This is a genomic window from Pseudomonas sp. IT-P395 (genome assembly GCF_949767675.1).
Taxonomy (GTDB): Bacteria; Pseudomonadota; Gammaproteobacteria; order Pseudomonadales; family Pseudomonadaceae; genus Aquipseudomonas.
In genome coordinates, this window is record NZ_CATKPW010000044.1 from 212,687 (window position 1) to 226,603 (window position 13,917).

Consider the following 13,917-nt stretch of genomic DNA (forward strand, 5'->3'; position numbering starts at 1 on the left):
TCTGCTCCATTTCCGCAGTCAAACGCAAATTCTGAACAGCATGAAGATCGGCTCCCCTCCTTCAGTCAAACGCAAATTTTGACAACCACGAAGATCGGCTCCCTTTCCCCTCTACCCCTTGGGGGAGAGGGTTGGGGTGAGGGGGTGCTCTTGGCGCCACACCAAATCTCAAACCGCCAGCCACAAAAAAAGCCGACATCTCTGTCGGCTTTTTCGTCTCTTACTGCTTCGGCGCAGGAGCCGGCGCTGGCACCGCACTCCCCGGTTCCGCCGGTTTCGGCGCGGCGTCATCAAACAAGTTCAGCCGCTCACGCAACTCATGCGGCGGCACCGGTTGCTGATCCGCCGGCAAAGCATTCGGATCAACCGGCGTTGTCGGGGTGGCGCCGTTGTGGCTTTCATCGACTGGTTTCGCCGCGTCCGCACCTTGCGCACCCTCGATCGCTTCCTGGGCCTTTTTGGTCAAGACGACGATGTCGATGCGGCGGTTGACCGGGTTGAACGGATTTTCCCGGTCGAACAACGCCGACGAGGCATAACCGACGACCCGCGCCACTTGCGCATCCGGATAGCTCCCCGCCACCAGTGCACGACGTGCAGCGTTGGCGCGGTTGGCCGACAGCTCCCAGTTACCGAAATCGCCAGTGCCAGTGTACGGCTTGGCATCGGTGTGGCCGCTGATGCTGATCTTGTTCGGCACGGCTTTGATGGTGTCAGCCATGGCCAGCAGGATGTCTTCGAAGTACGGCTTCAGGCGTGCAGAACCGGAGTCGAACATCGGCCGGTTCTCGGCGTCCATGATCTGGATGCGCAAGCCGTTCGGCGTGATCTCGAAGAGAATCTGATCCTTGAACTTCTGCAGTTGCGGGTTCTCGTCGACCTTGTTCTGCAGTTCTTGCAGGAGCAGCTCCAGACGTTCCTTCTCGACCTGCTCGGCCATGCCTTCAACCTGCTCGGTGTCGACCGTGACCTTGTCGGGTTGCGGCTGCGACTTCACTTCCGGGTTGAGGGTGTTTTCCGGCGCCAGGGTCGGCGTGCCGCCCAGGTCAATGATGTACGGCGTACCGCTTTCAGAGAAGCCGACCGGGTCTTTGAAGTAACCGGCGATGGCGATCTTCTGCTCCGGCGTTGCGGTAGACAGCAGCCACAACACCAGGAAGAACGCCATCATCGCCGTGGCGAAGTCGGCGAAGGCGATTTTCCACGCCCCGCCGTGATGCCCGCCGGCTATGCGCTTGACGCGCTTGATGATAATCGGCTGATTATTTTCCATTTCTTAGCGACCGCGAACGGCTTGTTCCAGCTCGGCAAAGCTTGGACGGTGAGCCGGGTACAGCACCTTGCGACCGAACTCGACCGCCAGCGATGGCGGCATGCCGGAAGCCGAAGCCACCAACGAGGCCTTGATGGCTTCGTAGACGTTCAGCTCTTCCTTGGCATCGTGCGCCAGCGAATGCGCCAGCGGGCCGAAGAAACCGTAGGCCGCGAGAATACCGAAGAAGGTACCAACCAATGCCGCACCGACGTGCAGACCGATGGACTTCTGGTCACCTTCACCCAGCGAGGCCATGGTCACCACGATACCGAGTACCGCCGCGACGATACCGAAACCGGGCATGGCGTCGGCGATGCCGTTCACCGCGTGGGATGGATGCTCAAGGTCTTCCTTGAGGCTGTACAGTTCCATGTCGAACAAGCCTTCCAGCTCGTGCGGGGCCATGTTGCCGGACGACATGATGCGCAGGTAATCGCAAATGAACGCGGTCATGCGCTCGTCTTTGAGCACCGCCGGGTACTTGGCGAAGATCGGGCTCGCAGCGGCGTCTTCGATGTCGCCTTCGATGGCCATCATGCCTTCGCGGCGGCTCTTGTTGAGGATCTCGTAGATCAGCCCGAGCACTTCCAGATAGAACGTGTGGCTGAAGCGCGAACTGAACATGCTCAGGGATTTCTTGAGCACGTGCATCGTCATGTAGCCGGGGTTGGCCTGCAGGAATGCACCCAGTGCCGCACCACCGATGATCAACACCTCAAAGGGCTGGATCAGGGCGGCAATCTTGCCGTGGGAGAGCACGTATCCGCCGAGCACGCTCGCGAATACGACGATGATGCCGATAATTTTAGCCATAGGTAGAAAGTACTTACTTAAGTCGGGTTCAAGGTCATATTCGGAAGTTAAAAAATCTCTTCTTCTACTTATCGGCAAAACTGCGCCAGACTATAGCCAGTTCAGGCGAAAAGCCAATTTAGCCCATGCCGGGCGCGTCTACAGTCAGTGAAGATCCCGTCCAGACATGGCTAATGAAACGAACGTCCCACACGCAAAACCGACCACGCTCGACGGCTGGGTAAAGTTGCTCGATGGCGTGCGACTGCCCGTGCCGCAAGAGGCTCACGACAAAGTCTGCCGGGCGATCCGTGACAATCGCAGCTCGCTGCGCGACATCGCCGACCTGATGCAGGACAGCCCGGCACTGGCCTTGAGCATCATCCGTGAGGCGAATCGTCACACCCACGGCACCATGGCCACACCAGCGGAAAATCTCGAGGTGGCGATCAATCGTCTGGGCCTGGCACGGACCGAAGAACTACTGGCGCGCCTGCCCGCTGAACCGCAGATGCAAATCCCCAAGGCCCTGCGCCAATTGCAGATGATCAGCCAGCACGCGACGCAACAGGCCAACGGTTTTTTCGCCAGTCGCCTGGCGCGGCTGTGGCAGGACATTCATTGGGGCAGCCTGCTGTTTCTGTCGCCGCTGTGGCCGTTGGCGCTGACCTATCCGCAATTGCTTGAAGAATGGGAACTGCGGGTTATCCACAAGGGCGAATCGGCGCGCGTGGTCGAGAAGCAATTGTTCGGCGTGCGCCTGCTGAAGATCGCCGAGGCACTGGTGCAAACCTGGCACCTGCCGATCTGGGTGCAGCAGGGCTATAAACTGCTGCTCAGCGAACAGCGCGAACTGGTCAAAGTCCTGCGCATCGCCCGCGACAGCGAACATCCGCTGCGCCAGCAAAACCGCCTCGACGATGATCCGACCCTGCGCCGCTGGCTCAATCAGCCGGCCAACACCGTGCTGCTGGCCAACGGTCTGGCACTGTCGGCGCAACAGGCCTGGGACAGTCCGCACAGCGAACGCTGGCAGTACCTGACCAGCCTGTATCTGCAGATTTCCATGGACGAGGTACAACAACAGTTGCACCAGCAAGCCGCCAACAGCGCGCGTCATCATGCGATGCCGGACTTGTGGCACCCGGCGGTTTCGTTGCTGTGGCCGTGGGGCACCCGTCGTTTGCCGGCCGGCATGTTGCCGGCCGCCGCGCCCACCGCTGAAGACCTGGGCCAGTGGCGCAAGCAATGCGCCGAACTGCTCGCCGAACCGAGCCGCTTCACCAATGCCATGAGCCTGACGGTCGCCGCTCGCGACGCATTGGTCGCCAGCGGCATGCGCCGCGTAATGATCCTGATGGCCGACCGCACGCAGTCCAATCTGCGCGTGCATCAAACCGCCGGGCTGCCGAAAGAAGCGGCGGCGCTGAATTTTGTCGTCGGTCAGAGCAAGGTCCTGCAACGGCTGCTTGCGCAACAGGCGCAGGTACGCATCACTCCAGAGAACGATGCGCAATTCTCCGCCCTGCTGCCAGCGAGCCTGCGCACGCTGTTTCGCGGCGAGCATCTGTTCCTGCGTTCACTGGTCAACAACGGGCGGGTGATCATGATCGTCGTCGCCGATCAGGGCGGCGGGCCGTTCGCCGACATCACCGTGCAGGCCTTTGGCAAAACCGCGCAGTGCATCGAAAAAGCCCTGCACAGCTTTAGCAGCCGTGGCCGATGAGGCTGCGCTACAATTCCCCCCTTTGTGCTCTGGAGACCTCACATGTCTGACTTCTCTGGCTTGCCGCTCGTCATCGAGCCGAGCGACCTGCTCCCGCGCCTCGATTCCCCTGAACTGATTCTGGTGGATCTGACCAGCGCTGCCCGCTACACCGAAGGTCATCTGCCCGGCGCACGCTTTGTCGACCCGAAACGCACCCAGCTCGGCCAGCCGCCGGCGCCGGGTCTGCTGCCGGCCAAAGCCGATCTGGAAGCTCTGTTCGGTGAACTGGGCCACCGCAAAGATGCGGTCTACGTGGTCTATGACGACGAGGGCGGCGGCTGGGCCGGGCGCTTCATCTGGTTGCTCGACGTGATCGGTCACGACAAGTACCACTATATAGACGGTGGTCTGCCGGCATGGCTGGCAGATGGCATGCCGATGTCGATCCAGGTGCCTGCAGCCGTCGGTGGCCCGCTGCCGTTGACCTTGCACGACGGGCCGACTGCCACGCGCGAATATTTGCAAAGCCGTCTCGGTGCTGCTGATCTGGCGATCTGGGATGCGCGCGGGCCGCTGGAGTATTCCGGTGAGAAAGTGCTGGCCGCCAAGGCTGGGCACATCCCCGGCGCGGTCAATTTCGAATGGACTGCCGGCATGGACAAGGCCCGTCAGCTGCGCATTCGCACCGACATGCCGCAGATCCTCGAAGACCTCGGGATCACCAAGGACAAAGAAATCATTACCCACTGCCAGACCCATCACCGGTCGGGCTTCACTTATCTGGTGGCCAAATCCCTCGGTTATCCGCGGGTCAAGGGCTACGCCGGTTCCTGGGGCGAATGGGGCAACCACCCTGACACGCCCGTCGAGATTTAAGGTTTTTAAGGACAACTAATGAAAGAGCGTCTGTTTATCCTCAGCCAGTACCTGCTGCCTCATCACCTGCTGTCGCGCCTGGCCGGCTGCGTTGCCGAGTGCCGCGTGCGCTGGTTCAAGAATGCCTTTACCCAGTGGTTCGCCAAGCGTTACCAGGTGGACATGTCGCAAGCACTGGTCGAAGACCTGACCGCTTACGAGCACTTCAATGCCTTCTTCACCCGCGCTCTGAAAGACGGCGCGCGTCCGCTGGACGAAACCCCGGGCGCGATCCTCAGCCCGGCCGACGGTGCGGTCAGCCAGCTCGGCCCGATCGAGCACGGTCGCGTGTTCCAGGCCAAGGGCCACAGCTTCAGCGTGCTGGAACTGCTCGGCGGTGATGCGGCCAATGCGGCGCCGTTCATGGGCGGCGACTTCGCCACCATCTACCTGTCGCCAAAGGACTACCACCGCGTGCACATGCCGCTGGCCGGCACCCTGCGCGAAATGGTCTACATCCCGGGCCGGATTTTCTCGGTCAACCAGACCACCGCCGAAAACGTCCCGGAACTGTTCGCCCGTAACGAGCGTGTGGCGTGCATCTTCGACACCGAGCGCGGGCCGATGGCCGTGGTGCTGGTGGGCGCGATGATTGTCGCTTCGATTGAAACCGTGTGGGCCGGTCTGGTCACGCCACCGAAGCGCGAACTGAAAACCTTCCGCTACGACGAAGCTGCGCGTGCGCCTATTCATCTGGAAAAAGGCGCGGAACTGGGGCGCTTCAAACTGGGTTCGACCGCCATCGTGCTGTTTGGGCCGGATCAGGTGAAATGGGCTGAAGAGCTGGCGGCAGGTTCGCCGGTGCAGATGGGCCAAGGCCTGGCGCTGCCAAAAGCCTGATGCAGATTTTGCGGGAGCAGCGTTGTGCTGGTCCCGCAGATTCCACTATTTGCTGCTATGGTTTTTGGCATGAGCCAGACCATCTCTCCCCCACCGTTGCGCGCCTCGATCCCGACGCAATCGCGCCTGTCGTTTTGCGAAGCCACCCCGCGCGACCTCAAGCGCTGGATCGCCGGCCTGCCCAAGGCCAACATCGGCGAAACCGCTCGCCTGCTGTATCAAGGCCTGGGCGAACTCAACCAATTGCTCACACCCAGCGACAACCGCCTCAACCTGCTGGAGCTGTTGCGCCCCGAGGTTTATTTCGTCTGCCAGCATCTGGAACGACACTTCCTGCATCAAGCGATCATGCTCGACGAACGTTCGCGCAAAATCAGCAATCTGTGCCAAGCGCTGCAAAGCCATCTGGCCATCGGCTATAAACAGATCGTGCTGCGGATTGCGCCGAAGTACAGCAAGGATCGCGCGGCATTGGTCAGCACGGCCCTGCAACGGGCGGCCCATGCACTCAAAGGCCAGTTGCTGCGCGCCACGCAGCTGTATAGCTCGCCGCCGGAGCATGTGTGGTTCGAACTGCATCAGCTGTATCGCACCGCCTGCGAACTGCAGCTCCAACAGCGCCGGGTCCATGACGACCTCGCCAGCCTCACCACCGAACTCAGTTTCGAACAGACTTACATCGCCGCTCTGCTGCTGGGCAGCGCACGCTGCAATCAATTGCGGCAAAACCAGATCGCCCGATTGGCCGAAGTAATCGAGCCGTGGAGTGCCCTGCTCAAATTGCATCCCGGCCGTACGAGCGAAGGCCTGTTTGCGATCAGCCCGACAATCGATGCCGGCCCGCGCTACCGCAACATGTTTCGCAACGAAGAACAGGCCGGATTGCTCGGCTTCGATCCGCAGCCGCTGGTGAACGCCATCGAAGCGCATTTGCAGCATCAGCACACCTCACCCCCCCTGCCAGTGCCGACCGGACTGAGCCTCGATACCCTGCAGCACCTGCATGCCACTTGGGGACAGGCCGCCGAGCGCAGCTTTCAGCGCACCGTCGGCCAGGGCCATCTGACCGTGTGTGTGGGCATGAGCGCTCTGCACTTCTATCTCGGTGGCGAGCGCAGCTTCAGCGAACTGCTCAAACATCCCGGAACGCGCTCGGCGAACTTCAGCAGCGCCGTGATCAAGGGTGAAAAAGACAGTTGGAGCCAGGCCTTCGACGCGGCACCGCAGAGCAAGGCTGATGAGTTTTTGCCGTACGAGGAAATCCAGTACGACCATTTGCCCGAGGATGAAAACGGCACGGACAGTACGCCGCACTACCCGACCCATGTCCTGCCGGTGATCAATCACAGCCCCGGCGGTTACTGTCTGGCGTGGCCAAATGAAGTGCCCGCCGAGTTACAGGCCGGAGAAATGCTCGGCATCCAGGACAGTGTCAGTCTGGGCTGGAGCATCGCGGTCATTCGCTGGATCCGCCAGGTACGCGGCGGCGGCACGCAAATGGGTATTGAACTGGTGGCGCCACATGCCCAGCCTTGCGGCCTGCAACTGGTGCGCTCGCGGGACGATCACAGTCAGTATTTGCGCGGATTATTGTTACCGGAGATCAGCGCGATCGATCTACCGGCAACCTTGCTGGCGCCGCGATTGCCGTTTCAGGAAGGCAGCAAAGTGCTGATCAACACCCACGGCGAAGAGCACCGTGCCGGGCTGGATCGGCGGTTGGCGAGTACGCACAGCTTCAATCAGTTCGCTTATCGCTCGCTGGAGACTGCGCGCAATGGCGGGAGCGAGGAGGATTTTGATTCGTTGTGGAAGTCACTTTGAAGCAAAAGATCGCAGCCTGCGGCAGCTCCTACAGAAAAACGCATATTCCTCTGTAGGAACTGCCGCAGGCTGCGATCTTTTGATCTTAATTACAACTGCCCGTCGCGATCGCGGAAACCCAGCAGATACAGCACGCCATCCAGACCCAACGTCGAGATTGCCTGCTTCGCCGATTGTTTCACCAGCGGCTTGGCGCGGAACGCCACGCCCAGCCCGGCAATCGCCAGCATCGGCAAATCATTCGCGCCGTCGCCGACCGCGATGGTCTGCTCCAGACGCAAACCTTCCTTGTGCGCCAGCTCTTTGAGCAAATCAGCCTTGCGCTGCGCATCGACAATCGGCTCGATCGCCACGCCGGTGCACTTGCCGTCGACCACTTCCAGCTCGTTAGCGAACACGTAGTCGATGCCGAGTTTGGCTTGCAATTGCTTGGCGAAATAAGTGAAGCCACCGGACAGGATGGCGGTCTTGTAGCCCAGACGCTTGAGTTCGGCGAACAGTGTTTCGGCGCCCTCGGTCAGGCGCAGGGAAGCGCCGATCGAGTCGAGCACGCTGACATCCAGACCTTTAAGCAAAGCCAGACGTTCTTTGAAACTGGCGCGAAAATCCAGCTCGCCGGCCATCGCCCGCTCAGTGATTTCGGACACCTGCTCGCCCACGCCGGCGGCCTTGGCCAGCTCGTCGATGACCTCGGCTTCGATCAGCGTCGAGTCCATGTCGAACACCGCCAGACGACGATTGCGACGGAACAGCGAATCTTCCTGGAAGGCGATGTCGACGTTCAGCTCTTGGGCAACGCTGAGGAATTCGGCACGCAGCGCCTGCGGATCAGCCGCTTCGCCACGCACGGAAAACTCGATGCAGCCCTTGCCCTTATCAGCCGGGGTGTCCAGCGGCATGCGACCCGACAGACGGTCGATGTGATCGATGTTCAAGCCATATTTGGCGGTGATCGAGCTGACGGCCTGCAACTGGCCGGCGGTGACTTTGCGGGTCAGCAAGGTAACGATGTGGCGTTTCTTGCCCTGATTGCCCACCCATTGCTGGTAATCCTCTTCGGACACCGGGGTGAAGCGCACCTGCTGGTCGAGCTCATAGCCCTTGAACAGGATGTCCTTGAGCACGGATTTACCCTGCTCGGAATCGGGGATTTCGACCAGGATGCCGAACGACAGGGTGTCGTGGATCACCGCCTGACCGATGTCGAGAATGTTCACACCACCTTGTGCCAGAACGCCGGTAATGGCCGCAGTCAGACCCGGACGGTCGACTCCCGTGATGTTAATCAGGACGATTTCGCGCAACGCGCACCCCCGCAACTGGAAAAAAACCGCATTCTACCCACTTTCAGTGACCATCGGGCACCGCGAGCGCTTTGCCGGTCTAGGGCCTGTCGCTATACTGCGCGTCAACTTCACGGACAAAAGAGCCGAGCTCAGTGAACCGGCCAACGCCAGTTAAAACCGATAACTTCTTCCTGCTGATCTTCCGTGCACTGCGCCACCGCCGTGTACCGATTGCATTGCGCATTGCCAGCCATAACGTGATCCTGGTCGCTCTGGCCCTGGTGATCTATGCCGGCGTGATGGGTTTGCAATTCAAGCAGGCCATGCACCAGCAGGCCGATGCGCTGGGCGAAAGCCTGACTACGCAGACCGCGACCTCTGCCACGGAGCTGTTGGTGTCCAACGACATCCTCAGCCTCAACGTGCTGCTCAACAACCTGACCAAGAACAAACTGGTGGCCCACGCGGCGATCTACAGCGTGGATAACCGCATCCTCGCCGAGTCCGGTCAGCGCCCCAAGCACAGCCTGCTGGGCGAAGCCGAGGGCATGTACGAGAGCAAGATCACTTTCCAGGACGTCACTGCCGGGCAACTGCGCATCAGTCTGGACATGGATCAGTTTCAGCAGCCGATGACCATCAGCCTGCAAAGTATGGGCATTCTCAGCGGGATCCTGTTGGCGCTGTCGCTGGCCCTGAGCCTGCGCATGGGCCGCTACCTGTCGACGCCGTTGCTGCAACTGCGCGTCTGGTTGCGCCGCATCGACGAACACACGCCGGGCATCGACCGTCAGGATGAAATCGGCGATCTGGCGCGTCAGCTGCACGCCAACTACGCGCCGGAGCCTGCACCTGAACCGGAGCCGGAATTCGAGGACGAAGAAGACGAGCCGGAATTCGAGGTGCGCAACTTGCGTGATCCGAGTTTCGACGAAACCCGTCCGATGGCCGCGCAGAAGCCTGCACCGCGACATCTGGTCAGCACCGTCGAAGACGATGATGACGATGACGCATTCGCCGACCTGCGCGACGAGTCGCTCAATGGCGCGCCGCAACCTGTCGTCCGCCAACCGTCGCCAAGCGTGCCGCAGCACACCGCCGTGCTGGCCGTGCAACTGGGCTCGCAGGAGCAACTGCGCCGCTTGCCACGGGCACGTCTGGAAGAGTTGCAGGAGCGCTATCGCGACTGCCTCGACCAAGCCGCTTCGCTGTATCAGGGCGAAATCGAAACCCTGAACGACGGCAGCACGCTGATGCTGTTTCACACCGAAGACAGTGGCGATGATTACCTGACCAACGCGATCTGCTGCGGCGAGCTGCTGCGCGCGCTGGGCCATCAGCTGCAGATTGAGGTCGCGGACAGCGGCATCACCCTGCAATTGCAACTGGGTCTGACCTTGGGCGATGAATTGTTCGGCCTGAGCCAGATCGATCTGCTGCTGACCGATTCGGCGCAGGACGCACTGGCCTTGTCGCAGCACAGCCGCAACCTGCTGCTGGTTGAGCGCAAGATCAGTGATGACGCGCTGATTCGCCAGCGTGCGCGGATCCGCCCGATTGCCAGCCCTGAGGGTGCCTGCTGTGTAGAGCGGTTGATGGAGCCTTATCCGTCGATGCTGGAACGGCAACTGGCGCGGATGCATGAGCGTCGGGCTTAAGTTGTAGGAGCTGCCGAAGGCTGCGATCTTTTCGCTGCTAAACATAAGGCTCGCAGACGAGTGATAGTCTGCGGGCTTTTTTGTAGGTAATAGAAAAGCCCCTCACCCTAGCCCTCTCCCGGAGGGAGAGGGAACCGATCCGGGAATACTGAAGACCTACAGCGACTTGAACGCCCAGCGGTGAATCCATAATCGCCAAGATCTTTCAGGTCGATATATAACGCCAGACACCACGGTCGCCCCTGCTCTACCGAATCCATAATCGCCAAGCTCTTTCAGGTCGATGCATAGCGCCAGACACCTCGGTCGGCTCCCTCTCCCTCTGGGAGAGGGCTGGGGTGAGGGGCTTTTGATCTTGCCTACCAAACCCCAGACACAACAAAGCCCGCACAAGGCGGGCTCTGTTCTGACTCGGTCCAGGCTTAGAAGCGGAACACTTCCATATCTGTCCGAATCGGCGAGGCCATCGGAATCTTCGGCTGCTTCTCGGCTTCCGCTGCTGGCGCCGCCGGCTTCGGTGCCGATTTACGCGGCGCCTCGGCCACCGGCGGCTGATTGGCCAACGGCTTCAGCGCCACCGACAATTGCTCGGCCAGACGCTGCAGCAAAATACCCTGTGCCTGCACCTGCGAAGCCGTACTGCCGGCATGCAGCTCTTGCAGGTGAACGATGCGGTTATCGCGCACCTGACCACGACGGTCGATCAAACGCCATTGCGCATCAAGTATCGCCGGTTGTTTCTGGCCAGAGTCCAGACGCGTAATGGTCAACAACACCTGCACATCCGGAGTGAACCCCGTTGTGGCCGGTGCCAGCACCACACGTTGGCTGTCCAGATGGCCAGCGACCTGACGCATCAGCAACTGATCGATATCCGACGAAAGGCTGCCAGCCCAACGACCGTCGGTCGCCGCTTGCAGACTGCCGTCTGGTTGACGTTGCAGTAATGTTTCACGTTGCAGGTAATCGGCTACGACTACCGGGCCTAACAAAACCGCCATGCCTGCGCTTTGCGCAGGCTGAACCGGACTTCCGCTGTCCAGTTGATACAGCGACACCGGCTGGTGAACGCTGCAACCCGCCAGGCCCAAAACGCCGGCGAGCAGGAAAATAAGGGGGCGCAGAGCTGTCATCATCCCGTCCAGGTGGCCGCCACAAGGCTGACCACAGTGAAAATACTCAATAAATATGAAGAACGCTCAGCCACGCCGGCGCTTGGAAAGGCCATATCATCCGTGAATATGCGTTCCGACTCCAGCGCCAAAGCGTCGATCTACGCGTTAAATCGTGGATCGACGCCTCTAGGACGCCTAATTGAGGTTTTCGACGAGCAGCGCATCCACTCTCTGGAAGCCCCTTGGAAGCTTGTTGCCACGACGTCCACGTTCACCTTTGTAGTGTTCGAGGTCGTCGGCCTTCAGCGACAGGGTGCGTTTTCCGGCCTGCAGCACCAACGTGGCGCCTTCCGGAATGACCGCGATGTCCGTGACATATTCTTCGCGACTGGCCACGCGCTCACCGGAAATACCGATGATCTTGTTGCCTTTGCCCTTACCTAATTGTGGCAGATCGCTGATTTTGAAGATCAGCAGGCGACCTTCGGTCGTGACCGAGGCCAGCCAGTTTTGCTCACGATCAGCTACCGGACGCGGCGCGATGACTTTGGCGTTGTTCGGCAGGCTCAACAGGGCTTTACCGGCCTTGTTCTTGGCTTGCAGGTCTTCGCCTTTGACCACGAAGCCGTAACCGGCGTCGGAGGCGATCACGTACAACGCATCGTCTTCCGGCATCAGCACACACTCGAACGAGGCGCCCGGCGGCGGCGTCAGACGACCGGTCAACGGTTCACCCTGACCACGCGCCGACGGCAACGTGTGCGCGGCGACCGAATAGCTGCGGCCGGTAGAGTCAATCACCACGGCAGACTGGTTGGAGCGCCCCGCCGCCGAGGTCTTGAAGCCGTCGCCGGCCTTGTACGACAGGCCGGTAGCATCAATGTCATGACCTTTGGCCGAACGGATCCAGCCTTTTTCCGAGAGGACGACGGTGACTTTCTCGTTCGGCAGCAGATCGTGCTCGGTCAACGCTTTGGCTTCGGTACGTTCGACGATTGGCGAACGGCGGTCATCGCCATAGGTTTCGGCGTCCTTGATCAGCTCGGTACGCACCAGTTTCTTCAGCTTGGCTTCGCTGCCCAGCAGCGCTTGCAGCTTGGCTTGTTCCTTGAGCAGTTCGTCCTGCTCGTCGCGCAACTTCATCTCTTCCAGTCGCGCCAACTGCCGTAGACGGGTGTCGAGGATGTAGTCGGCCTGAATTTCGCTGAGGGCGAAACGCTCGATCAGCTTGGCCTTCGGATGCTCCTCGGTGCGGATGATGTGGATCACTTCATCGAGGTTGAGGTAGGCAATCAACAAACCGTCCAACAGGTGCAGACGACGCTCGACCTTGTCGAGGCGGAATTGCAGGCGGCGACGCACGGTCAGCACGCGGAATTCCAGCCACTCGACCAGCAAGGCTCGGAGGTTTTTCAACTGCGGCTTGCCGTCCAGACCGATGATGTTGACGTTGACCCGGTAGGTCGACTCCAGCTCGGTGCTGGCGAACAGGTGCTGCATCAGCGCTTCGTGATCGACGCGGCTGTTGACCGGAATGATCACGATGCGGCACGGGTTTTCGTGGTCGGATTCGTCGCGCAGGTCAGCGATCTGCGGGGCTTTTGACGGCTTGGCCTGCATCAGCGCGGCGATCTGCTCCAGCACCTTGGCACCGGACACCTGGTGCGGCAGCGCGGTGACGATGATGTCGCCGTCCTCGACGTGGTAGACGGCGCGCATGCGCACCGAGCCCTTGCCGGTTTCGTACATCTTCAGCAGGTCGGCGCGCGGGGTGATGATTTCTGCTTCGGTCGGATAGTCCGGGCCTTGAATGTGTTCGCAGAGTTGCTCGACCGTGGCTTTCGGCTCATCGAGCAGGCGCACGCACGCGGTGGCGACTTCGCGCAGGTTGTGCGGCGGCACGTCGGTGGCCATGCCCACGGCGATACCGGTGGTGCCGTTGAGCAGAATGTTCGGCAGGCGCGCCGGCAGCACCAGCGGCTCCTGCAGGGTGCCGTCGAAGTTCGGGCCCCAGTCGGCAGTGCCCTGGCCGAGTTCGCTGAGCAGCACTTCGGAATAACGCGACAGACGCGCTTCGGTGTAACGCATGGCGGCGAAGGACTTCGGATCGTCCGGCGCACCCCAGTTACCTTGACCGTCGACCAGCGTGTAGCGATAGCTGAATGGCTGGGCCATCAGCACCATCGCTTCGTAGCACGCCGAGTCACCGTGCGGGTGGAATTTACCGAGCACGTCGCCGACGGTACGCGCCGACTTCTTGTGCTTGGAATCGGCGTCCAGGCCCAACTCGCTCATCGCATAAATGATGCGCCGCTGCACCGGTTTCAGGCCGTCGCCGATATGCGGCAAGGCACGGTCCATGATCACGTACATGGAGTAGTTGAGGTAGGCACTTTCGGTGAAGTCGGCCAGCGAGCGGCGTTCTACACCGTCCAGGCTGAGATCAAGGGGGTTGCTCATGCAG

10 protein-coding genes are annotated in these 13,917 nt (G+C 60.8%); 5 read left to right on the plus strand and 5 right to left on the minus strand.

Features of this window, described 5'->3' with window-relative positions; all coding sequences use genetic code 11:
- Positions 1-220: 220 nt before the first annotated feature.
- Entirely contained in the window at positions 221-1,273 is a 1,053-nt protein-coding gene (gene motB / locus ACM6IN_RS21415; protein ID WP_123376894.1) for a flagellar motor protein MotB, read from the minus strand.
- Positions 1,274-1,276: 3 nt separating this feature from the next.
- Positions 1,277-2,128, minus strand: a complete 852-nt coding sequence (motA, locus tag ACM6IN_RS21420; RefSeq protein WP_007915795.1) for a flagellar motor stator protein MotA — start codon at positions 2,126-2,128, stop codon at positions 1,277-1,279.
- Positions 2,129-2,294: 166 nt separating this feature from the next.
- Between motA and ACM6IN_RS21425 the strand changes: the two genes are divergently transcribed.
- From ACM6IN_RS21425 to ACM6IN_RS21440, 4 genes are all read left to right on the plus strand, one after another.
- A complete protein-coding gene (locus ACM6IN_RS21425) occupies positions 2,295-3,833 on the plus strand; it encodes an HDOD domain-containing protein (RefSeq protein WP_414916668.1) in 1,539 nt (512 codons plus the stop codon).
- Positions 3,834-3,875: 42 nt separating this feature from the next.
- Complete coding sequence (rhdA, locus tag ACM6IN_RS21430) at positions 3,876-4,691, plus strand: thiosulfate sulfurtransferase (protein ID WP_007915787.1); 816 nt, start codon at positions 3,876-3,878, stop codon at positions 4,689-4,691.
- An 18-nt stretch (positions 4,692-4,709) separates the two neighbouring features.
- Complete coding sequence (asd, locus tag ACM6IN_RS21435; protein WP_007915786.1) at positions 4,710-5,570, plus strand: archaetidylserine decarboxylase; 861 nt, start codon at positions 4,710-4,712, stop codon at positions 5,568-5,570.
- A 69-nt stretch (positions 5,571-5,639) separates the two neighbouring features.
- A complete protein-coding gene (locus ACM6IN_RS21440; RefSeq protein WP_414916669.1) occupies positions 5,640-7,394 on the plus strand; it encodes a molecular chaperone in 1,755 nt (584 codons plus the stop codon).
- Between the two features lie 89 nt (positions 7,395-7,483).
- Here the strand turns inward: ACM6IN_RS21440 and serB are convergent, their stop codons facing one another.
- A complete protein-coding gene (serB, locus tag ACM6IN_RS21445; protein WP_008079219.1) occupies positions 7,484-8,698 on the minus strand; it encodes a phosphoserine phosphatase SerB in 1,215 nt (404 codons plus the stop codon).
- Positions 8,699-8,832: 134 nt separating this feature from the next.
- On the opposite strand from serB, the gene ACM6IN_RS21450 reads away from it, so the two are divergent.
- A complete protein-coding gene (locus tag ACM6IN_RS21450) occupies positions 8,833-10,338 on the plus strand; it encodes an AhpA/YtjB family protein (RefSeq protein ID WP_007915782.1) in 1,506 nt (501 codons plus the stop codon).
- Positions 10,339-10,760: 422 nt separating this feature from the next.
- Here the strand turns inward: ACM6IN_RS21450 and ACM6IN_RS21455 are convergent, their stop codons facing one another.
- Together ACM6IN_RS21455 and parC are read right to left on the minus strand one after the other, a co-directional pair.
- Entirely contained in the window at positions 10,761-11,471 is a 711-nt protein-coding gene (locus tag ACM6IN_RS21455) for a membrane integrity-associated transporter subunit PqiC (protein WP_007915780.1), read from the minus strand.
- 177 nt (positions 11,472-11,648) lie between these two features.
- On the minus strand, positions 11,649-13,913 hold the full coding sequence (gene parC, locus ACM6IN_RS21460; protein WP_123376891.1) for a DNA topoisomerase IV subunit A: 2,265 nt from the start codon (positions 13,911-13,913) through the stop codon (positions 11,649-11,651).
- Positions 13,914-13,917: the final 4 nt, after the last annotated feature.

What these genes read in the sequence shown, in the direction of transcription:
- motA (WP_007915795.1), bottom strand. Translation starts at nt 2,128, where the DNA reads ATGGCTAAAATTATCGGCATCATCGTCGTATTCGCGAGCGTGCTCGGC.
- rhdA (WP_007915787.1), top strand. Translation starts at nt 3,876, where the DNA reads ATGTCTGACTTCTCTGGCTTGCCGCTCGTCATCGAGCCGAGCGACCTG.
- parC (WP_123376891.1), bottom strand. Translation starts at nt 13,913, where the DNA reads ATGAGCAACCCCCTTGATCTCAGCCTGGACGGTGTAGAACGCCGCTCG.
- asd (WP_007915786.1), top strand. Translation starts at nt 4,710, where the DNA reads ATGAAAGAGCGTCTGTTTATCCTCAGCCAGTACCTGCTGCCTCATCAC.
- motB (WP_123376894.1), bottom strand. Translation starts at nt 1,273, where the DNA reads ATGGAAAATAATCAGCCGATTATCATCAAGCGCGTCAAGCGCATAGCC.
- ACM6IN_RS21425 (WP_414916668.1), top strand. Translation starts at nt 2,295, where the DNA reads ATGGCTAATGAAACGAACGTCCCACACGCAAAACCGACCACGCTCGAC.
- ACM6IN_RS21440 (WP_414916669.1), top strand. Translation starts at nt 5,640, where the DNA reads ATGAGCCAGACCATCTCTCCCCCACCGTTGCGCGCCTCGATCCCGACG.
- ACM6IN_RS21455 (WP_007915780.1), bottom strand. Translation starts at nt 11,471, where the DNA reads ATGACAGCTCTGCGCCCCCTTATTTTCCTGCTCGCCGGCGTTTTGGGC.